The following is a 20,549-nucleotide window of genomic DNA, read 5'->3' as shown; positions in this document are numbered from 1 at the left end:
GCACCTCTGTCGAGGTGTTTTCTTTCATTATGCCTGGCCAGACGGGCTCCCCCTCTTGCCCCCCTTGCCCCGTGACAGCCAAAGTCCAGAATGCACCACTGGTATACCTATTTATGTATATCTTTGAATTGTATCGAATTACCCCTGAGGAGATATATAAATAGACACTTGATTTGCATCAATCGACCGCCCCCGCCGACTGGGTAGCCTAGCCTCAGAATGATGTTTTATTACTCCAAACTTGAGGCAACTATGAGCAAAGTCAGACTGGTCGTTGTGGGCAACGGCATGGTGGGGCACCGCTTCATCGAAGAGCTGATCGAGCGATCCGATCCGGACCGGTTCGAGATCACCGTCTTCGGTGCAGAACCCCGTCCCGCCTACGATCGCGTCCATCTCTCCTCCTACTTCTCCCATCACACCAGCGAAGATCTCTCCCTCGTCAAACCCGGCTTCTACGAGAAGCACGGCATCCGCCTGCTGCTCGGCGAAGCGGTGAAAAAAATCGACAGGGCGGCCCGCGAAGTGCACTCCAACAAGGGCACTGTGGTCGGCTATGACAAGCTGGTACTGGCCACCGGCTCCTACCCCTGGGTGCCGCCCATCCAGGGCAGCCAGCACCACGAGTGCTTCGTCTATCGCACCATAGAGGATCTGAAGGCCATCCGCAGCGCCGCCAAGAGCGGCAAGAGCGGGGTGGTGATCGGGGGCGGCCTGCTTGGCCTCGAAGCCGCCGGCGCCCTCAAGGCACTGGGTCTCGAGACCCACGTGGTGGAATTCGCTCCTGTATTGATGGCGGAGCAACTCGACGGCCAGGGCGGCCAGCTGCTGCGCCGCAAGATCGAATCCATGGGGGTGCAGGTGCACACCAGCAAGAGCACCAGCGAGATCCTGATGCACGGCGGCAAGGAGGCCAAACACCGCCTCGCCTTCGCCGACGGCAGCGCCCTTGACGTGGACGTAGTGGTCTTCTCCACCGGCATCCGCCCGCAAGACACCCTGGGCCGTTACTCTGAGCTGGCCATCGCCGAGCGCGGCGGCGTAGCTGTCGACGATCACTGCCTCACCTCCGACCCCGACATCTATGCCATCGGCGAGTGCGCCGCCTGGCAGGGTCGTTTTTTCGGCCTGGTGGCACCGGGCTACAAGATGGCCCAGATCACCGTCGACCATCTGCTCGGCGGCGACAGCCGCTTCGAAGGGGCGGACATGAGCGCCAAGCTCAAGCTGCTCGGCGTCTCCGTCGGCTCCATCGGTGATGCCCATGGCCGCACCCCGGGCAGCCACAGCTATGTGTTTCAGGACGACCAGGCCGGCGTCTACAAGAAGATAGTGGTGAGCGAAGACAACAGCCGCTTGCTCGGTGCCGTGCTGGTCGGTGACGTGGACGACTACGGCAACCTGCTGCAGATGATGCTCAACGCCATGCCGCTGCCCGCTCACCCGGATACCCTGATCCTGCCCGCCTACGCCGGGGCCAAGCCGACCCTGGGGGTGGACGCCCTGCCGGAGAGCGCCCAGATCTGCTCCTGCTTCGACGTCTCCAAGGGCGACATCGCCCAGGCGGTCGCGGAAGGGCACACCACTTTGGCCGCCATCAAGCAGCACACCAAGGCCGGTACCGGCTGCGGCGGCTGCGTACCGCTCATCAGCCAGGTGCTCAACGCCGAGCTGGTGAAGCAGGGCATAGAGGTCAACAACCACCTCTGCGCCCACTTCCCCCATTCCCGCCAGGAGCTGTTCCACCTGGTCAAGGTGGAGGGGATCAAGAGCTTCGAGGAGCTGCTGGCCAAACACGGTCAGGGCCATGGCTGCGAGGTGTGCAAGCCCACGGTCGGCTCCATCCTCGCCTCCTGCTGGAACGACTATGTACTGAGCCCGCTCAATACCCAGCTGCAGGACACCAACGACATCTTCCTCGGCAACATGCAAAAGGACGGCAGCTACTCCGTCATCCCGCGCATGGCCGGTGGTGAAGTGACTCCGGAAGGCCTGCTGGCGGTGGCCGAAGTGGCCCGCGACTACAAGCTCTACACCAAGATCACCGGTGCCCAGCGCATCGGCCTGTTCGGTGCCCAAAAAGATGATCTGCCCGCCATCTGGCGGAAATTGCTGGCCGCGGGCTTCGAGACAGGTCAGGCCTACGCCAAGGCGCTGCGCATGGCCAAAACCTGTGTCGGCAGTACCTGGTGCCGCTTCGGCGTGCAGGACAGCATCGGCCTCGGGGTCTTCCTCGAGAACCGCTACAAGGGCATTCGCACCCCCCACAAGATGAAGTTCGGTGTCTCCGGCTGTACCCGCGAATGTGCGGAGGCCCAGGGCAAGGACGTCGGCATTATCGCCACCGACGCGGGCTGGAACCTCTATGTGGGCGGCAACGGCGGCATGAAACCGCGCCACGCCGATCTGCTGGCCTCCGACCTGGATCGGGAGACCCTCATCAAGCTGATCGACCGTTTCATGATGTTCTACGTCACCAGCGCCGACAAGCTGCAGCGCACCTCGGTCTGGCTCGGCAACCTGGAGGGCGGGGTCGACTACCTGCGCGAGGTGATAGTCCACGACAAGCTGGGACTGAATGCCACCCTGGAGCGCGACATCCAGGTGCTGATCGACAGCTACGAGTGCGAGTGGTCCCGCACCCTGAATGAAGAGGAGCAGCTCAAGCGCTTCAGCCACTTCATCAACAGCGGCAAGCGTGACCCGGACGTGCAGTTCGTCAGCGAGCGCGATCAGCACAGGCCCGCCACTCCGGCGGAGCGCATTCCCGTCTACCAGATCGAAGTGGAGGCAAAGTGATGAAATTAGCCTGTCAGCTCAATGACATTTTTCCGGGCACCGGCGTCTGTGCCTTGCTGGAAGGGCGCCAGAATATGCCTGTTTCGCTCGATGTGGAGGTTCAATCATGAAATTCGCCTGCCAACTCAACGACATCCTGCCGGGAACCGGCGTCTGCGCTCTGATCGAGGGGCGCCAGATCGCCCTGTTCCGCCCGAGCGCGGCGGCCGAGGTGTTCGCCATCGACAACCGGGATCCCTTCTTCGCCGCCAACGTGCTGTCGCGGGGTCTGGTGTGCGAACACGAGGGTGAGCTCTGGGTCGCCAGCCCGCTCAAGAAGCAGCACTTTCGCCTGAGCGACGGTCACTGTCTCGAAAATGCAGCCATGTCGGTGCAGAGCTATCCCGTTGAAGTACGCGACCAGCAGGTCTGGGTCGCCGTCTGATGTCGACGACCCCCAGATCCATGTCGGTACAGAGCTACGTCCCCGTTGAAGTACCTGATCAGCAGATCTGGGGCGCCGTCTGATGTCGGCGATCCCCAGATCCATGTCGGTACAGGGCTACGTCCCCGTCGAAGTGCGCGACCAGCAAGTCTGGGTCGCCGTCTAATTCCATGAATATCGGGGCTGCCCGCGGGCGGTCCCCCTTAAAGAGAACACCTATGTATACCGAGACCATCAACAAGTGCGCCGCCAACGCGGCCCGCATCAACCGCTTCGAGCGCAGCGACAAGCTGGGCTTCTGGCTCAGCTCCGCCATGGCGGGGGCCTATGTGGGCCTGGGCATCATACTCATCTTCACCCTGGGCAACCTGGTCGACCCCAGCATTCGCCCGCTGGTAATGGGAGCCACCTTCGGCATCGCCCTGACGCTGGTGATCATCGCCGGCTCCGAGCTGTTCACCGGCCATACCATGTTCCTCACCTTCGGGGTGAAGACGGGCAAGATCACCATGACCGATCTGCTGCGCATTCTGCCCCAGACCTGGGCCGGCAACCTGCTCGGATCCATAGCAGTGGCGCTGATCTACTCCTACGGCGGCAGCCTGCTGCCGGATGCGGGCAGCCTGGCCCACAAGGTGGCGCTGGCCAAGACCCAGGCACCGGCCCTGACCCTGTTCATGAAAGGGGTGCTGTGCAACTGGCTGGTCTGCCTCGCCATCTGGATGGCACTGCGCACCGAGGGTGCCGCCAAGTTCATCGCCATCTGGTGGTGCCTGCTGGCCTTCATCGCCTCAGGTTATGAGCACTCGGTCGCCAACATGACCCTGTTCGCCCTCTCCTGGTTTGGCGCCCATTCCGATGCCTACACCCTGGGCGGCATAGGCCACAACCTGCTGTGGGTCACCCTCGGCAATACCGTCTCCGGCGCCCTCTTCATGGGGCTGGGCTACTGGTATGCCACCCCGAAAGCGGATCGTCCGGTCGCAGTGACCGATGCCAACGCCGCCGCCAGCCAGACCCAAACCGCCTGATCCGGAGGCCCCATGGACTACTTGCCCATCTTTTGCCAACTCGACAACAAACCCGTGCTGCTGGTTGGCGGCGGCGAAGTCGCAGAGCGCAAGGCGCGCCTGCTGCTGGACGCCGGCGCCCGGCTGACAGTGGTCTCTCCCGCGCTCGACCCCGAGCTGGCAGCGCTGGCCGCCAGCGGGACGATCGACTGGCTGGCGGCCGAATTCGAGCCGGCACTGCTGACGGGCAAGTGGCTGGTGGTGGCCGCCACCGACAGGCGCGAAGTCAATGCGCTGGTCTACCAGAGCGCCAACCAGGCAGGCATCTTCGCCAACGTGGTGGACGACCCCAAGCGCTCCAGTTTCATCATGCCGTCGATCATCGACAGATCGCCGCTGATGGTGGCCATCTCCTCCGGCGGCAAGGCCCCCGTGCTGGCCCGTCTGCTACGCGAAAAACTGGAAGCCCTGCTGCCCCAGCATCTGGGCGCCGTGGCCGCCTTTGCCGGCGGCCTGCGTGAGCGGGTCAAGGCCCGTTTCGCCAGCATGGGAGAGAGGCGCCAGTTCTGGGAGCGGCTGCTTGGCGCCGACCGGCTCGGTCAGGCGCTGGCACGGGGTGACAAGGCCTCGGCCAACCAGCTGGCCGACGCTCTGTTTGCCGAGGATGCCGGTGCCAAGGGGGAAGTGATCCTGGTGGGCGCAGGCCCAGGCGATCCCGGTCTGCTCACCCTGCACGCCCTGCGCCAGATGCAGCAGGCGGACCTGGTGGTCCATGACCGGCTGGTCTCCGACGAGGTGATGGCACTTGTGCGCCGCGATGCCAAACGCATCTTCGTCGGCAAGCAGGCGGGCAACCACTGCGTGCCCCAGGAGGGCATCAACCAGCTGTTGCTGGAGGAGGCGAAGAAGGGGCTACGGGTGGTGCGGCTGAAAGGGGGCGACCCCTTTATCTTCGGCCGGGGCGGCGAGGAGCTGGAGACGCTGGTCGGCAGCGGTGTGGGCTTCCAGGTGGTGCCGGGGATCACGGCGGCGAGCGGCTGCGCGGCCTATGCGGGCATTCCTCTCACCCATCGCGATCACGCCCAGAGCGTGCGCTTCGTCACCGCCCACGGCAAGGGTGGCACCCAGGATCTGGACTGGCCCCTGCTGGCTCGGGATCAACAGACTCTGGTGTTTTACATGGGACTCTCATCGTGCGCCACCATACGCCAGAAGCTGACGGCTCACGGCAAGGCGGGCACAACGCCGGTGGCGCTGATCGAGCGCGGCACCCAGCCTAGCCAGCGGGTCATCCGTGGCACCCTCGACCAGCTGCCGGAGCTGGCCGTCGGGGTTGAGAGTCCCGCTCTCATCATGGTGGGCTCCGTGGTCACCCTGGCCGACAAGCTCGCCTGGTTCGGTCAGACCAACCATGGGATGCAAGCCGCCGCACTGGCCTGAACCCGCTATCTGCCAGTCCATTCAGACCGCCGCCATCATGGCGGCGGTTTTTTATGACGTCTGACGGCACTCATGGTCATAACCTCCTGTTTTGAGTCTGGTATCCTATGGGGAGGTCATCCGGCCAACCGATTTCAGGAATTCCGTTTCATGTCTCACCCCGTCAAGAACAGCGCCAAACAGCGTGAAAAAGACAGAAGGCGCATCCTCACCCTGCTGCTGGCCGACGATGCCCTCACCGACAGCCTGCTCGACCCCCAGTCGTCACAGGATGCGACGCAGCGCGACCAGACTGGCGAAATCATCCGTCTGGTGAACCGACTGCCCGCCGCCGACGTCGCCGATACCCTGGAATCCCTGCCGCCGGACGAGCGCCACGCGCTGTGGCAGCTGGTGAATGAAGAGAAGCATGGCCAGATCCTGGTCGAGGCATCGGAGACTGTGTGGGACAGCCTCATCAACGGCATGAGCGACAAGGCGCTGCTGCACGCATTGCGCTCTCTCGACATCGACGATCAGATCTATCTGGGCCAGTACCTGCCACGCAACCTGATGGGCCGCCTGCTCACCTCCATGGCCCCGCCCCAGCGCGAACGGGTACGGGACGTGATCCGCTATGGCAAGCACACTGTCGGCGCCATGATGGACTTCGAGATCATCACGGTGCGAGCCGAGGTGAGCCTGGCGACAGTGCAGCGCTACCTGCGCCTGCGCGGCAAGATCCCCGTCAACACCGACAAACTGTTCGTCATCGACAGGCGCAACCGCCTGCAGGGGGAGCTGCCCCTCACCACTTTGCTGCTGCACAAACCGGATACCCTGGTCGCCAACGTCATGGAGCGGGATCCCGTTACCTTCGACCCGGAAGACAACGATGAAGCGGCGGCCCGAACCTTCGAGCGGGATGACCTGATTTCCGCGGCCGTGGTGGATGCCAAGGGCAAGCTGATGGGTCGCCTCACCGTCGCCGAGGTGGTGGACCTGGTGTATGAAGAGAGTGACACAGACCTGCGCCGCATGGGGGGGATCAGCGAGGATGAAGACCTGTTCGCCCCGGTCAGCAAGGCGGTCAAGACCCGCTGGGCCTGGCTCGCCATCAACCTCTGTACCGCCTTCGTGGCGTCACGGGTCATAGGCCTGTTCGAGCACACCATCTCGCAACTGGTGGCGCTGGCGGCCCTGATGCCCATAGTCGCGGGGATCGGTGGCAACACCGGCAACCAGACCATCACCATGATAGTCCGAGCGCTGGCACTGCAGCATATCCAGGCGGGCAACATCTCCTTCCTGCTGTGGCGTGAGCTGGGAGTAGCCCTCGTCAACGGCCTGGTGTGGGGCGGCACCATGGGGGTCGCGACCTATCTGCTCTATCAGGATCCGGCGCTGGGTGCCGTGATGACGCTGGCCATGATGATCAACCTGCTGGTCGCCGCCCTGATGGGGGTCATCATTCCCATGACCATGACCCGTCTCGGCCGGGATCCCGCGATAGGCGCCAGCGTGATGATCACCGCCATCACGGATACCGGCGGCTTCTTCATCTTCCTCGGGTTGGCCACCCTGTTCCTCATCTAGGAACGACCAGCCTCAAACAACAAAGGGAGCCACTATGGCTCCCTTTGACTATCCCACCCGACGCAGGCAGCTACACCCGGTACTTGGCCACCGCCTGGTGGAGCAGCTTGGCCTGCTCGGTCAACCCATGGCTGGATTTGGCATTCTCCTCCGCCATCAGACTCGACTCCTGGGCGATATCACGGATGTTGGTCACGTTGCGATTCACCTCGTTGGCCACCAGGCTCTGCTGCTCGATGGCGGCGGCGATCTGGGTGCTCATGTCCATGATGTGAGTGACATCCTGAGTGATCTGTCCCAGCAGATCACCCGCCGTGCTGGCCTGCTCCGAGCTGCTGTTGCCCTGTTCCCGGCAGGTTGCCATCATGCCCACTATGCTGCCAGTCTGTTTTTGCAGCGAGCTGATGATGCCGGCGATCTCCTGGGTCGACTTCTGGGTACGGATGGCGAGGCTGCGTACTTCGTCTGCCACCACCGCAAAGCCACGGCCCTGATCTCCCGCCCGCGCCGCTTCTATGGCCGCATTGAGGGCCAGCAGGTTGGTCTGCTCGGCAATGCCGCGGATCACGTCCAGCACAGAGCCTATGGTCTCGCTCTCTTTCTGCAACTGGGCCACCTCGCGGGAGGAGCTCTCCAGATTGCCCGCCAGCGAGCGGATCTGGCGAACTGTGTTTTCGACCGCGGTGCGCCCCTCCATCGCCTTGATGTTGGTCGCCTGGGCATTGTTGGCAGCCTGCTCTGTGTTGCGCGCTATCTCCTCTATGGTGGAGCCCATCTCGGTGGAAGCCGTCGCCACCTGATCTGTCTCCTGCAACTGCCTTGACGCCCCTTCGCTCGTGCGCCTGACGTTGCTGGAGAGGTGATCCGCCGCCTCGGTCAGGGTATGCACGCTCTGCTTCACGTCGCCGATGAGATGGCGAAAGCCACCCAGCATCACGTCCAGATTGCCCGCCAGCTGGGCCATCTCGTCAGCCCCTTTCAACTCAATCCTGAGGCGCAGGTCATTGTCCTGACGGATGCGATTGACTGTGTCATTCACCCGCGAGATGGGTCTGTCTATGCTGCGGCCCAGCAGTACGCTCATGACGCCAATCAGCACAATGATCACGCCGCCACACACCAGCATCAGACTGTTGAGGCGGGAGGTCTGCCGTACCAGCTCGTCGGCGATATGCTGGCCGACAGCCGCAAAGCCCTGCTCGGTCTGATGCACCAGATCCCGCATCTGGTTGCGCAGTCCCTCATCCTCTTTCAGTCCCAGCACCTGCATCCCCTGCACCAGGGCAACGAAGTCCTGCCGGTACTGCTGGCTGGCCTGCTCCAGCTTGCCACGGTCAGCCTCCGGCAATGCTGCCAGATTATCCTGGAAGCTCTTGTGCAGGGTCTGGAAACGCTCCAGATACTGGATGTCGGAGCGCAGCATGAAGTCTTTCTCCGCCCGTCTCAGTTGCAGCATAGTGACGAGCAGCCCTTGCTGATCCAGCTGTTTGAGCCCCTCTTCAACCTGATGCACCGCAGCTCTCAAGCGGCCATAAAGCCCATCTTCCGGCCCCAACCCGATCGTCTGCTGTTGGGTCACCAGATCGTTGAAGGCCTTGCCATAGAGCCCCATCTGCTGATCCAGCCTGGCCAGTTCACCGTGCACGACGCTGATGTTGTCATCTGTGCTCAGAGTCCGGTTGAGGGTGTGGAAATCAGCCAACTCTTTATTGAAGCGCTCGACGAAGGTCAGATCCTTGCGGATCAGGAAGTCTTTCTCGGCACGCCGCAGGTTCAACATGGCGATTTCGAGCCCGTCCACATTACGTTGGGCTTCAGCCAGGTGGCGGCTTACCTGGCTGGAGTAGAGGAACAGAGCGCTCAGCACCAGCATGGCAACGGCTACCAGCGCGGTATTCAGGATCAATTTATGACGGATCAACACTATGGGCCTCTCACAAACAAGGGATGGACTGCATTGAGCTTATGCAGAAAACGTTATCCCTGTTGTTGTTCAAGGAATATTCATTGAAATGCCAGTCCCACTCCTTATACTGGTTCCACCTGTTTCCAGCGGTGGATTTGACACAATGGAATACAACACTTCAGAACTGTGCGACATCTATCAGGACATGGTGGATGTGCTCGAACCCATGCTCTGCTCCTTCGGCGGCCGCGCCTCTTTCGGCGGCGTCATCACCACTGTCAAATGCTTCGAATCAAACGGTCTTATTCGTGAGCTCGTCAAAGAGAACGGCGTCGGTCGCGTGCTGCTGATCGATGGCGGTGGCTCCATGCGCCGAGCCCTGATCGACAGCGACATTGCCACCACGGCCGCCGAGAACGAGTGGGAAGGGATCGTCTGCTATGGCTGCGTGCGCGAAGTCGATATCCTGGAAGATCTGGATATCGGCATCCAGGCACTGGCGGCCATTCCGGTCGGCGCCGACAGCAAGGACGTGGGAGAGACGGATCTGCCGGTCAACTTCGGTGGCGTCACCTTCCTGCCGGATGATCATCTCTACGCAGATACCACAGGGGTGATCCTCTCCCCTGAGGCACTCGATATCGAGTAAGCCGAAATCAACATGACGATGGGAGCCTTGGCTCCCATTTTTTATGGCTGAAACTTGCTGAAAAAAAGACAAAAAAAGAGGGCCAGAAGAACTGGCCCTATAACTGGAAGCAATGTGAGCAATGTCGTGCCTTCACAAGAAGTCCATCACGTTGGAACGAATGAAGTCTTTCCCGGAAAACAAGTTAACAATAATCATTCTCATTTAACTAAGCAACCCTTATTTTCCGAAAGTGCAAAAAAATTGACCACCGCTGGGGTGGTCAATCTCGTCAGGCTTGGCGCGTCGCCGTTTGCAGACCGGCCAATCCGGCCTCACCCACCAGCTTGCGGCTGAGGTAACGCAGCAGAACACCGTAAAGCGGTACAAACAACCCAAGGCTTATCAGCAACTTGAATACATAGTCCACGGTGGCGATCTCGACCCAGTGCTCGGCCATGAAGGGATCCGTGCTACGCCAGAAGGCGATGCTGAAAAAGGCGATGGTATCCACCAGATTGCCAAACAGGGTCGAGGCAGCTGGCGCCACCCACCAGGCCCTGAGCAGCCGCAGCCGGTTGAACACCACCACATCCATGAACTGGCCCACCAGATAGGCCATGAAACTGGCCAGAGCGATGCGCGCCACGAACAGGTTGAACTCGGCCAGATTACCGACCCCCTGGAAACTGCCTTCGAAAAACAGTACCGAGAGGACATAGGACACTGTCAGCGCAGGCAGCATGACTGTCTGGATAATCTTGCGTGCCAGACCGGCACCGAAGATCCGCACCGTCAGGTCGGTGGCCAGAAAGATGAACGGGAAGCTGAACGCCCCCCAGGTGGTGTGAAAGCCGAAAATGGTGATCGGCAGCTGCACCAGATAGTTGCTGCTGGCAATGATCAGGATGTGGAACAAAGAGAGACGCACCAGCGCCGTGCGGTGCTGAGCAGGGGTCAAATTCATATTGTGACCTTTTTGGTTAATGGGGTTAGGGAACCCATACCGCCACCATTGGCGATAATTGAGGGGCGAGATTATACGCCCCCCAACTGATAGTTCAATCTTTATGCTGCTGATTCGGCCAGCGGCCATTGTCGCCTAAGGAACAAGACCATAGGCCCCAGACCGATAGCTCAATCTTTATGCTGTCGGCCAAGCCAGATCACCACCTCGCGATCTGCTGGCTGCACTGCCGCCAGCCAGCAACCGCTGTAGTGCTCATATTCCAGCCTGAGCTGACTCCCTTCAAATTCCAGCAGCCAGCTGTGACGATCGGCGCCCCACTCCTTGTCGACAAGCCCTAACTCCCACTCCTGCAGCAAGCCCTCGGCCAGCGCCGGAAAGGTATCCCAGCAGAGTCCAGGGCAATCCAGCATCACAACGCCTTGTTCCAGTTCGATGCGATTCACACGCCAATTCATGGTTTATTCCTCAGCTACTGCAAGAAAGCTCACCACCGCAATACCACTGGGGGACGGGCGTAGCCAGATCTGCATACTCGGGTTGTTCATCATAGGGCTGCTGCAAGGCAGCAAGCAGCCGCTCGAACTGGGTCATATCCCCACTCTCGGCGGCATCTATCGCCTGCTGGGCCAGGGCATTGCGCAGCACGTACTTGGGATTGATGGCATCCATCTGTGCCTTGCGGACAGCATCCTCGCTCCCCTCCCGGATCAGCCTGACCCGATAAAGTTCAAGCCATCCCTGCCAGAGGGCAGGATCCGGCAGCAAGGCCAGCAGAGAGACAGGCCACTCCCCCTTCCCTGTCACCTCACCTAGGCGGCGCAGGAAGAGATGATAATCCACCCCCTGGCTCGCCAGCAGCTGGAACAGCTGGCGGAACAGGGCGGGATCCTCCTCCTCCCACTGCGTCAGCCCAAGCTTGGCCCGCATCAGCTCGGAGTAGTGCAGCATCAGCTGATGTTCGTACTGGGCCAGCGAGGTGGCCAGGGCGTCGCCGTCGACATGCCCGGCCAGCGCCTGAGCCAGCTTTTGCAGATTCCAGTAACCCACCGCCGGTTGCTGATCCAGTGCATAGCGACCATCCGGATCCGAGTGGTTGCAGACAAAATCCGGCACATAGGCATCGATGAAACCGTAGGGACCGTAATCCAGAGTCAAACCAAGCAGGGACATGTTGTCGGTATTGAGCACACCGTGGCAGAAACCCGCCGCCTGCCACTTGGCGATAAGCCGTGCCGTGCGGCGCACGACTTCGGCAAACAGCTCGGCGCCGTTGTCCAGTTCAGGGAAGTGGTAACGCAGCAGATAGTCGATGAGAGCCGGGATCTTCTCCCCCTGACCACTCCAGGCAAAATATTCGATGTGACCGAAGCGCAGATGGCTGGGCGCGGTACGCAACACGGTTGCGCCCGTCTCTTCCTGCTCCCGGTAGACAGGCTCCTTGCTGCCCACCAGCACCAGTGCGCGGGTGGTAGGAATACCGAGGGCATGGAGCGCCTCTGAGGCAAGATACTCGCGGATGCTGGATCGCAGCACGGCGCGGCCGTCACCGAAGCGGGAGAAGGGCGTCTTGCCCGCCCCTTTCAGATGTAGATCCCAGCGCTGGCCATCGGTGGCCAGTTGCTCCCCCAGCAACAGGGCGCGGCCATCACCGAGGCGCGGGCTGTAACCACCAAACTGATGGCCCGCATAGACCTGCGCCACAGGCTGCATGCCGGGCAGCGGCTGCCCCAGACCACAACAGGCAAGCCAGTCTGTGTCACTGACACCATCCAGCCCCAGCTCGGCCAGCAGGCCACGATTGAGATGCAGCAACCTGGGTTCACGCAGTGGCTGGGGGACGACAGGCTCACAAGCCCAGGGCAATTCAGTGGCAAAAGTGTTGATCAGCTTCATGGTGGTGCGATTCGTCCCTGCGTATGCTCGTGTCACTCTTTATACCGCCGTCGGCCGAGTTCGGCTAACGGGCGATTGCGCTATTTCATTTCAAGGAGAAGAAGATGCAAAGATGGTTGGGCGCCCTGCCCCTGCTGATGTTGTTGTGGGGACAGGCCCAGGCGGCCGATATCGAGGCGGGCAAGGCCAAGGCGGCGGTCTGCTCCGCCTGCCATGGGGTCGAGGGCAAGGCGCTGATCCCCAACTATCCCCATCTGGCTGGCCAGAATGCCGCCTATCTGGTGAAACAGTTGAAAGCTTTCAAGGAGGGCAGTCGCAAGGAACCCCTGATGCTGCCCTTCATGGCGCCGCTCACCGAGGCCGACATGGAGAACCTGGCGGCCTATTACGCCAGCTTGAAATAACCCGCCTTACCCAGGCAGCCCCGGCCCTTCCCTTGCAAAGAGGGGGTGTAAAAGTGCCCCTCCATTCTTGAGGAGGGAGGCCGGGGTCACTGCCTACCGCCGGCAGTAGTCGATGATAAGGTCCATAAAGGCTTCGCCGAAGCGCTCCAGCTTGCGATGCCCGACGCCATTGATGGCGAGCATCTCAGCCTCGGTCATCGGCATCAGCTGAGCCATCTCCACCAGAGTCGCGTCATTGAACACCACGTAGGGCGGCACCTCTTCGTCTTCGGCGATCTGCTTACGCAGGCCGCGCAGTTCCTTGAACAACCGTTTGTCGTAGTTGGCGTTGTCCAGCAGGCCGTTGCGCTTCTCCTTGCGACTGGAGATGGGTTGCAGCCGTGGCACCGCCAGTTCCAGCTTCATCTCGCCACGCAGCACGGGGCGGGACGCCTCAGTCAGCTGCAGCACCAGATTGCGGGTGATGTTCTGGGTCAGCAGCCCCTTGTGGATCAGCTGGCGGATCACGCTCATCCAGTACTCGTGGCTCTGATCCTTGCCGATGCCGTAGGTCGAAAGCTTGTCGTGGCCGTGATCCTTGATGCGCTGGTTGAGAGAGCCGCGCAGCACTTCCACCACATAGCCCACCCCGAAGTTCTGACCCACCCGCCAGACGCAGGAGAGCGCCTTCTGGGCATCTTCGGTGCCGTCGTAGCTCTTGGGCGGATCCAGACAGATGTCGCAATTGCCGCACGGCTTGTCGTTGTACTCGCCGAAGTAGTTGAGCAGCACCTGACGACGACAGGTCTGCGCCTCGGCAAAGGCCGCCATCACGTTGAGCTTGTACTGCTCAACCTGCAACTGCTGGGGGTTTTCTATGTTGTCGAGCAGGCGCCGCACCCGGCCTATGTCGGCGGGATCGTACAGCAGCAGCGCCTCGGCCGGGGTACCGTCACGGCCGGCCCGGCCGGTCTCCTGATAGTAGGATTCGATGTTCTTGGGGATGTCGTAGTGCACCACGAAGCGCACGTTGGGCTTGTCGATCCCCATGCCGAACGCCACCGTCGCCACCACTATCTCGATGTCATCCTTGAGGAAGTCATCCTGGGTCTGCTGGCGCTGGGCCAGGGGCAGACCGGCGTGGTAGGGCGCGGCCTTGCTGCCGTGGCGGGAGAGGCGCTCGGCCACCTCCTCCACCCGATTGCGGCTGGAACAGTAGACGATGCCGCAGTTGCCCTTCTGGATCTGCACATAGCGCAGCAGCTGCTCCGCCGCCTTGAACTTCTCCACCAGGCTGTAGCGGATGTTGGGCCTGTCAAAGCTGGCGGTATGGATGAAGGGATCGTTGAGCTCCAACCGGTGCAGCATGTCGCTGCGGGTCGCCTCGTCAGCGGTGGCAGTGAGCGCCACCACGGGCACCTGGGGGAACCACTGCTTGAGCCGGCCGAGCGCCGCGTATTCCGGCCGAAAATCGTGGCCCCACTGGGAGACGCAGTGGGCCTCGTCGATGGCGAACAGGCCGAGCGGCAGCTCCGCCAGCCGATCCATGAACTCGTGCTGCAACAAACGCTCGGGGGAGACGTAGAGCAGCTTTATCTCGCCGCGGCGCATGGCGGCAAAGTTCTGGATCATCTCCTCCCGGCTCAGGGCCGAGTTGATGTAGATGGCCGCCACACCGTTGGCGCGCAGGCTGTCGACCTGATCCTTCATCAGCGAGATAAGCGGGGAGACCACTACGCCCAGCCCGGGTCGCAGCAGCGCCGGGATCTGGAAGCAGAGTGACTTGCCGCCACCTGTGGGCTTGAGCACCATGGCATCGCGTCCCGCTACTATCTGCTCGATGATCTCCAGCTGGCCCGGCCGAAATTGCTGGTAGCCGAATACCGCCTGCAACAGGGCAAGTGGTGTATCGGGCAAGGTTTCGGCAATGACGGTCATGGGCTCTCCTTTGGGGTCGCCATTCTAAAGCAGCCGCCGCTCACAATAAACCTGCCATTGCGACTGTTAAGGAAGTGTTGCAGACTGGCTGGAGTTTTTACTCGGCTTTGATGACAGGGATCGGTATCAGAGAATGAAACACATGCTGAAGAAGATGGCGCTCAGTGGCATTGCCAACCTGTTCGCAGAGCGGATGCCGTTCAACAAGCTGATTGGCATGCAGGTGACCCACTACGACTTCGACAAGGTGGAGCTGCGCATCAAGATGGATGACAAGCTGATCGGCAACCCCTTCCACAACATCTTGCACGGCGGCGTCACCGCCAGTCTGCTGGATGTGGCCGGTGGCATGATAGTCGCAGCCTCCTGCATCGACGAGCTGGAAGACTTCTCCCCCAGCTACCTCAAGGAGCGATTCTCCCGCCTCGGCACCATCGATCTGCGGGTGGACTACCTGCGCCCGGGCCGCGGCAACGAGTTCATCGCCACCGCCCACATCATCCGTGCTGGCAGCAAGGTCGCCGTGGCCCGAATGGAACTGCACAACGAAGAGGGCACCCACATCGCCTTCGGTACCGGAACCTATCTGGTGGGCTGACCCCACCTATTGCATAAAAACCACGCTGCTAATCTGATTTTAATCATTAGAATCGTTACCCCCTCTGCCACCCACGGGTCCATACTGAAATTCGGGATTGTGTGCAGAGGGAGGATTGCAGGCGATGAGTGTGAAACTGGCCACCAAACCATCCAGAGCCTTGTTGGCACAGCTCGAGTCCATGCTCGACGAGGTGCAGACACCCGAGTGTCGCCACTGGCTGGAACAGGAGCTTGAGGGATACTCTCTCTGTTCGCACCTGCCCTGGTATCGCATCGTAGCCTGTCGGCAACGCGGTCACTTCTTGGATCTGAAGACGGGAAAATATTTGACCTGTCACATAAACAGTCAAACGCTAAGCCAACGCGATCTGGCCCAGATTCAGTTCATTTATGCCCGTGAACCCGCCGCCCATTATCTACTGCAACGCAATTCCGGTATTGAACCCTGGCCAGAACAGCTGCTGGAAGATTATCAGGAGCAGTTGATCCCCGGCCATTTATGCCTGCAAGCCTGGCATGAGCCCGTGTCTTCATTACGTTCACAACTGATGGAGGGAATCGAACATTTCATTAGTGAGTACCCCAAGCACGCGGCCTTGCAACCTCAACACAGCTTCAAGGCATTGCGGCATCAGCACTGGCATATCTGAGTAAGCGCCTGGCGCGCAAGGAGGGCACCATAGACAAGACCCATAGCGAGATTGCCACAATCTAGAGTGCCGGAGTCAGGATCAGACTCCACCCATGGGCCACCGAGCGGTGGCCCTTTTAATGGCTGCGCAACACGACGGCAAGAAGAGACAAGAGGAAAGAGAAAAGAAAAGCTGTCTCGGTATCGATATGCCTCGGTCACAACCAGCAACCAGCAACCAGCAACCAGCAACCAGCAATATTTTTCGTACCGAGGATCAGCAAAATCCAGATGCGAAAAGGCCGCTCATTGAGCGGCCTTTTCTAATATGGTCGGTGTGAGAGGATTCGAACCTCCGACCCCTTCGTCCCGAACGAAGTGCGCTACCAAGCTGCGCTACACACCGATGTCTGCGGGGCGAGAATTTACCTAAAGCCCTGACATGACACAAGCCTTTTTTACGTTTGACAGGAAAAAAGTGGCCATTGGTTCAACTATTCAACGCTTTGGCCCAGGGTTCACAGAAAGGGGGCACCGCTGTGACATTTTTCCAACCTACCTCAGGAAAACTGAAATTCGGCCGGGCCCAGCAAACGGCGCTGCCAATCAGCCACCACACCATGTTCCAGCCAGTTGGCCGCATGCTGGCGCCAATTGGGGGAGAGCGCCGGGTTTTCCAGCAGCAACAGCAGATCCGCTTCGTTGCGCACCTGGTTGAACAATATGTCTGCGGTGCGCTTCACGGTCAGAGCGGGATAGGGTCTGTCGACCAGCTCCATCGTCTCCTGCGGTGCGACCGTGCCCTCCTCCAGCACCCGCAACAACCAGCCACAGCGACCACTGAGTTGCATCATCTGAGAGAGCTGGGGGTAACCAAAGCGCAGGTTCAGTTTGAAACAAGGGGACCTGGGCTGGCTTATCTGGATCAGCGCCTCACCGAGCCGATATACATCACCAATACAGGCCTGCTCCTCGGTCAACCCAAGGCCGGACAGATTCTCGCCAAAGGCGGCGGGTTGCCAGGGTGTGCGGGGCGCAACAAGGCCCATGGCGGTTTGCCAGTTGTGCCACCAGGGGTAGTGATCGGCAGGGTAGTAGTGCAGCGCCCGATCCGGGCCGCCATGATGACGTAGGTCACTTTGCTCATCGCCACCCAGGCCGCCAAAACCGCACCAGAGCGGTATGGTCGTGGCTTGCTTGTTGATGGCACTGACCAGGCCCGGTACCAGTTCGGTACCCTGGCCACTAAAGATGGAGATCCGCATTCTCATCCTCCGGATTGACGAGAGAATGCGGATATTAGCACGAGGTCAGGCGACTGCCTGCATCTGGGTGGTCATGGCGATCTCGGCGCGGCGACGTTTTTCCGCCCTGGCCATCAGATACCAGCTGCTGAAGGTGAACAGCGACACTGACAGCAGGATCAGGCTGGCCACAGCGTTGATCTCGGGTTTCACCCCGAGCCGCACTGCCGAGAAAACTTCCATCGGCAAGGTGGTCGCGCCCGGCCCCGAGACAAAGCTCGCCAGCACCAGATCATCCAGCGACAGGGCAAACGACATCATGCCGCCCGCCGCCAGCGAAGGAGCGATCATGGGGATGGTGATCAGGAAGAACACCTTCCAGGGCTTGGCTCCCAGGTCCATGGCCGCCTCCTCGATGGAGAGATCCAGCTCCCGCAGTCGCGCCGACACCACGATCGCCACATAGGCGGTACAAAAGGTGGTATGGGCAATCCAGATGGTCAGCATACCACGCTCGGCAGGCCAGCCCACCAGTTGCGCCATGGCGACGAACAGCAGCAACAGCGACAGACCCGTGATCACTTCGGGCATCACCAGGGGTGCCGTCACCATGCCGCCGAACAGGGTCCGGCCACGGAAATGCGGGATCCGGGTCAGCACGAAGGCGGCCACAGTCCCCAGCGCCACGGCAGCAACTGCAGTATAGAGCGCTATCTCCAGCGAGCGCAGCACGGATCCAATCAGCTGCTTGTTATCGAGCAGGCCGAAGTACCACTTGAGGGACCAGCCTCCCCATACCGTCACCAGCTTGGAGGAGTTGAAGGAGTAGATCACCATGATGACCATGGGCAGGTAGATAAACAGCAACCCCAGCCACAGCATCATCTTGGCAAAACCGAAACGTTTCATACCTTGCCCTCCAGCTCTTTAGCCTGGTTGCAATTGAACAGGGAGGACAGAGGGACTATCAGCAGTTCCTTCTTCATACCTTGCCCTCCAATTCCTTAGCCTGGTTGCGGTTAAACAGGATGATGGGGACTATCAGCACCGCCAGCATCACTACCGCCAGGGCAGAGGCCACCGGCCAGTCGCGGTTGTTGAAGAACTCCTGCCACAGCACCTTGCCGATCATCAGGGTCTCCGGGCCACCAAGCAGCTCCGGGATCACGAACTCACCCACGACCGGGATAAACACCAGCATGCAGCCGGCAATGATGCCGTTCTTGGAGAGGGGCACAGTGATCCGCCAGAAGCGGGTCAGGTTGCGGGCACCGAGATCGGAGGCTGCCTCCAGCAGACTCTGGTCATGCTTGACCAGATTGGCATAGAGCGGCAGCACCATGAACGGCAGGTAGGAGTAAACGATGCCGATGTAGACAGCCAGGTTGGTGTTGAGGATCTGCAGCGGCTCGTCGATGAGGCCTATGCCCATCAACAGACTGTTGAGCAGGCCGTTGTTGCTGAGGATCCCCATCCAGGCGTAGACCCGGATCAGAATGGCGGTCCAGGTTGGCATCATGATGAGCAACAACAAGACCGTCTGGGTCTCCTTGTTGGCGCGCGCTATGGTGTAGGCCATGGGATAGCCGATCAACAGACAGAGCACTGTGCTGATGAAGGCTATCTTGAGAGAGCCGATATAGGCAGCTATGTAGAGCTCATCCTCCTGCAGCAACAGGTAGTTGCCCAGGTTGAGCAGTATGGTGAGCTGATTGTCGGCCCAGCTCATCACGTCGGTATAAGGCGGGATCGCCACGTCCGCTTCGGCGAAGCTGATCTTCACCACTATGATGAAGGGCAGCAGGAAGAAGAGGAACAGCCAGAAGAACGGAATGCCGATCACCAGCTGGCGCCCACCCAGTCGCTTCAGTCGTCTCAATGCCTTCATGATTGCAGCACCACGCCGCTGTCATCTTCCCAATAGAGGAACACCTGGTCATCCCAGGTTGGCCGCTTGCCGTGGCGTTCGGCATTGGCGATGAAAGCCTGAACGATTTTGCCCGAGGGCAGCTGGATATGATAAACCGAGTGACCACCCAGATAGGCGATGTCATAGACCTCACCCTTGGTCCAGTTAAAGTCCGGATGCTCGATCTCGGTCGGTTTCTGGGTACTCATCAGCAGTTTTTCCGGCCGCAGCGCGTAGGTCACCTTCTTGTTCTCGGCCCGGGAGCTGATACCGTGGCCCACGTAGATGGGCTGTTCCAGATCGGCGCAGGCGATGGTGGCGTGGTCCTGCTCATCCTCCACCAGCAGGCCGTCAAACAGGTTGACGTTGCCGATGAACTCGCACACCAGCCGGCTGGCCGGGGTTTCGTAGATATCCATCGGGCTGCCTATCTGCTCGATGCAGCCGAGGTGCATGATGGCGATCCGCTCGGCCATGGTCATGGCCTCTTCCTGATCATGGGTCACCATGACGCAGGTTACGCCGACCCGCTCTATGATCTCCACCAGCTCCAGTTGCATCTGTGAACGCAGCTTCTTGTCCAGCGCCCCCATGGGTTCGTCCAGCAGCAGCAGCTTGGGGCGCTTGGCCAGGGAACGAGCCAGAGCGACCCGCTGGCGCTGACCACCGGAGAGCTGATGCGGCTTGCGGCGCGCATACTGGGCCATCTGCACCAGCTTGAGCATCTCTTCCACCCGCGCATCCACCTCCGCCTTGGGCAGGCCATCCTGCTTGAGGCCAAAGGCGATATTCTGCGCCACCGTCATGTGGGGGAACAGGGCATAGGACTGGAACATCATGTTGATGGGACGCTCATAAGGCGGCATGTCGGTGATGTCGACGCCATCGAGGAACAGCCGCCCCTCTGTGGGGCGCTCGAATCCCGCCAACATCCGCAGCAGGGTCGATTTGCCGGAGCCGGACCCTCCCAGCAAGGCGAAGATCTCCCCCTTGTGGATGTTGAGGGACACGTTGTCGACCGCCAGCGTTTCATCGAACTGCTTGCTTACCCGATCTATTTTGACCAGCACTTCTTTGCGCTGCTGGTTGCCCTCGAGGGCTTTCTTGTAGGCACTGGAGGCTATCGCCATTACCAAACTCCCAAACGTGATACCGGCCTTTGGCCGATCCATAAAACAATCTGGCGCCCCGGGGTGGGC

General features: G+C 60.6%; 18 protein-coding genes and 1 tRNA gene. 9 read left to right on the top strand and 10 right to left on the bottom strand.

The genetic code is table 11. The features are described 5' to 3' along the window. The first annotated feature begins 252 nt into the window (after nt 1-252). From nirB to mgtE, 5 genes are all read left to right on the top strand, one after another. Nucleotides 253-2,799, top strand: a complete 2,547-nt coding sequence (gene nirB, locus AC1P02_RS06160) for a nitrite reductase large subunit NirB (protein ID WP_485184565.1) — start codon at nt 253-255, stop codon at nt 2,797-2,799. Nucleotides 2,800-2,905: 106 nt separating this feature from the next. Beyond that, nucleotides 2,906-3,223 (top strand): nitrite reductase small subunit NirD, encoded by a 318-nt coding sequence (gene nirD, locus AC1P02_RS06155; protein WP_485184563.1) that lies wholly within the window; start codon nt 2,906-2,908, stop codon nt 3,221-3,223. A gap of 218 nt (nt 3,224-3,441) precedes the next feature. Further along, nucleotides 3,442-4,254: a nitrite transporter NirC gene (gene nirC / locus AC1P02_RS06150; protein WP_264304918.1), complete on the top strand. Its 813-nt coding sequence runs from the start codon at nt 3,442-3,444 to the stop codon at nt 4,252-4,254. 12 nt (nt 4,255-4,266) lie between these two features. Then, nucleotides 4,267-5,673, top strand: a complete 1,407-nt coding sequence (cysG, locus tag AC1P02_RS06145) for a siroheme synthase CysG (protein ID WP_485184560.1) — start codon at nt 4,267-4,269, stop codon at nt 5,671-5,673. 150 nt (nt 5,674-5,823) lie between these two features. After that, a complete protein-coding gene (mgtE, locus tag AC1P02_RS06140) occupies nt 5,824-7,248 on the top strand; it encodes a magnesium transporter (protein ID WP_212540006.1) in 1,425 nt (474 codons plus the stop codon). A 70-nt stretch (nt 7,249-7,318) separates the two neighbouring features. Here mgtE and AC1P02_RS06135 read toward each other — a convergent pair whose 3' ends face one another. Continuing rightward, nucleotides 7,319-9,172 carry a methyl-accepting chemotaxis protein gene (locus AC1P02_RS06135; RefSeq protein ID WP_087756952.1) on the bottom strand — a complete coding sequence of 618 codons (1,854 nt, stop codon included), beginning with the start codon at nt 9,170-9,172 and terminating at the stop codon, nt 7,319-7,321. A 145-nt stretch (nt 9,173-9,317) separates the two neighbouring features. Here AC1P02_RS06135 and rraA point away from each other — a divergent pair, with 145 nt between their 5' ends. Further along, nucleotides 9,318-9,803 (top strand): ribonuclease E activity regulator RraA, encoded by a 486-nt coding sequence (gene rraA, locus AC1P02_RS06130; RefSeq protein ID WP_005318362.1) that lies wholly within the window; start codon nt 9,318-9,320, stop codon nt 9,801-9,803. A 271-nt stretch (nt 9,804-10,074) separates the two neighbouring features. Here rraA and AC1P02_RS06125 read toward each other — a convergent pair whose 3' ends face one another. The 3 genes from AC1P02_RS06125 to AC1P02_RS06115 form a co-directional block, all read right to left on the bottom strand. After that, a complete protein-coding gene (locus AC1P02_RS06125; protein WP_059111846.1) occupies nt 10,075-10,749 on the bottom strand; it encodes a 7-cyano-7-deazaguanine/7-aminomethyl-7-deazaguanine transporter in 675 nt (224 codons plus the stop codon). Nucleotides 10,750-10,919: 170 nt separating this feature from the next. Next, nucleotides 10,920-11,207: a DUF3630 family protein gene (locus tag AC1P02_RS06120; protein ID WP_271773841.1), complete on the bottom strand. Its 288-nt coding sequence runs from the start codon at nt 11,205-11,207 to the stop codon at nt 10,920-10,922. A gap of 10 nt (nt 11,208-11,217) precedes the next feature. Further along, nucleotides 11,218-12,645: a protein adenylyltransferase SelO gene (locus AC1P02_RS06115; protein WP_485184556.1), complete on the bottom strand. Its 1,428-nt coding sequence runs from the start codon at nt 12,643-12,645 to the stop codon at nt 11,218-11,220. Nucleotides 12,646-12,749: 104 nt separating this feature from the next. Here AC1P02_RS06115 and AC1P02_RS06110 point away from each other — a divergent pair, with 104 nt between their 5' ends. Beyond that, nucleotides 12,750-13,049, top strand: a complete 300-nt coding sequence (locus AC1P02_RS06110; protein WP_043142796.1) for a c-type cytochrome — start codon at nt 12,750-12,752, stop codon at nt 13,047-13,049. A 93-nt stretch (nt 13,050-13,142) separates the two neighbouring features. On the opposite strand, the gene recQ is transcribed toward AC1P02_RS06110, so the two are convergent. Then, nucleotides 13,143-14,966, bottom strand: a complete 1,824-nt coding sequence (recQ, locus tag AC1P02_RS06105) for an ATP-dependent DNA helicase RecQ (RefSeq protein WP_485184553.1) — start codon at nt 14,964-14,966, stop codon at nt 13,143-13,145. 133 nt (nt 14,967-15,099) lie between these two features. Between recQ and AC1P02_RS06100 the strand changes: the two genes are divergently transcribed. Then, on the top strand, nt 15,100-15,564 hold the full coding sequence (locus AC1P02_RS06100) for a thioesterase family protein (protein ID WP_058395137.1): 465 nt from the start codon (nt 15,100-15,102) through the stop codon (nt 15,562-15,564). 124 nt (nt 15,565-15,688) lie between these two features. Further along, nucleotides 15,689-16,216, top strand: a complete 528-nt coding sequence (locus tag AC1P02_RS06095) for an AbiTii domain-containing protein (RefSeq protein ID WP_485184551.1) — start codon at nt 15,689-15,691, stop codon at nt 16,214-16,216. Nucleotides 16,217-16,526: 310 nt separating this feature from the next. On the opposite strand, the gene AC1P02_RS06090 is transcribed toward AC1P02_RS06095, so the two are convergent. From AC1P02_RS06090 to potA, 5 genes are all read right to left on the bottom strand, one after another. After that, nucleotides 16,527-16,603, bottom strand: a tRNA-Pro gene (locus AC1P02_RS06090). Between the two features lie 154 nt (nt 16,604-16,757). Beyond that, on the bottom strand, nt 16,758-17,462 hold the full coding sequence (locus AC1P02_RS06085) for an MOSC domain-containing protein (RefSeq protein ID WP_485184549.1): 705 nt from the start codon (nt 17,460-17,462) through the stop codon (nt 16,758-16,760). Between the two features lie 45 nt (nt 17,463-17,507). Continuing rightward, nucleotides 17,508-18,350: an ABC transporter permease subunit gene (locus tag AC1P02_RS06080; protein WP_005318337.1), complete on the bottom strand. Its 843-nt coding sequence runs from the start codon at nt 18,348-18,350 to the stop codon at nt 17,508-17,510. 73 nt (nt 18,351-18,423) lie between these two features. Next, entirely contained in the window at nt 18,424-19,329 is a 906-nt protein-coding gene (locus AC1P02_RS06075) for an ABC transporter permease subunit (protein WP_125600200.1), read from the bottom strand. After that, nucleotides 19,326-20,480, bottom strand: coding sequence for a polyamine ABC transporter ATP-binding protein (gene potA, locus AC1P02_RS06070; RefSeq protein ID WP_005318332.1), 1,155 nt, complete (start codon nt 20,478-20,480; stop codon nt 19,326-19,328). The genes AC1P02_RS06075 and potA overlap by 4 nt, the downstream gene beginning before the upstream one ends. Nucleotides 20,481-20,549: the final 69 nt, after the last annotated feature.

The sequence above is a fragment of the Aeromonas sp. TS_SC_11 genome (assembly GCF_057318915.1).
Note: the sequence above shows the minus strand (reverse complement) of the source record. Positions and strands in the feature narration are given on the sequence as shown.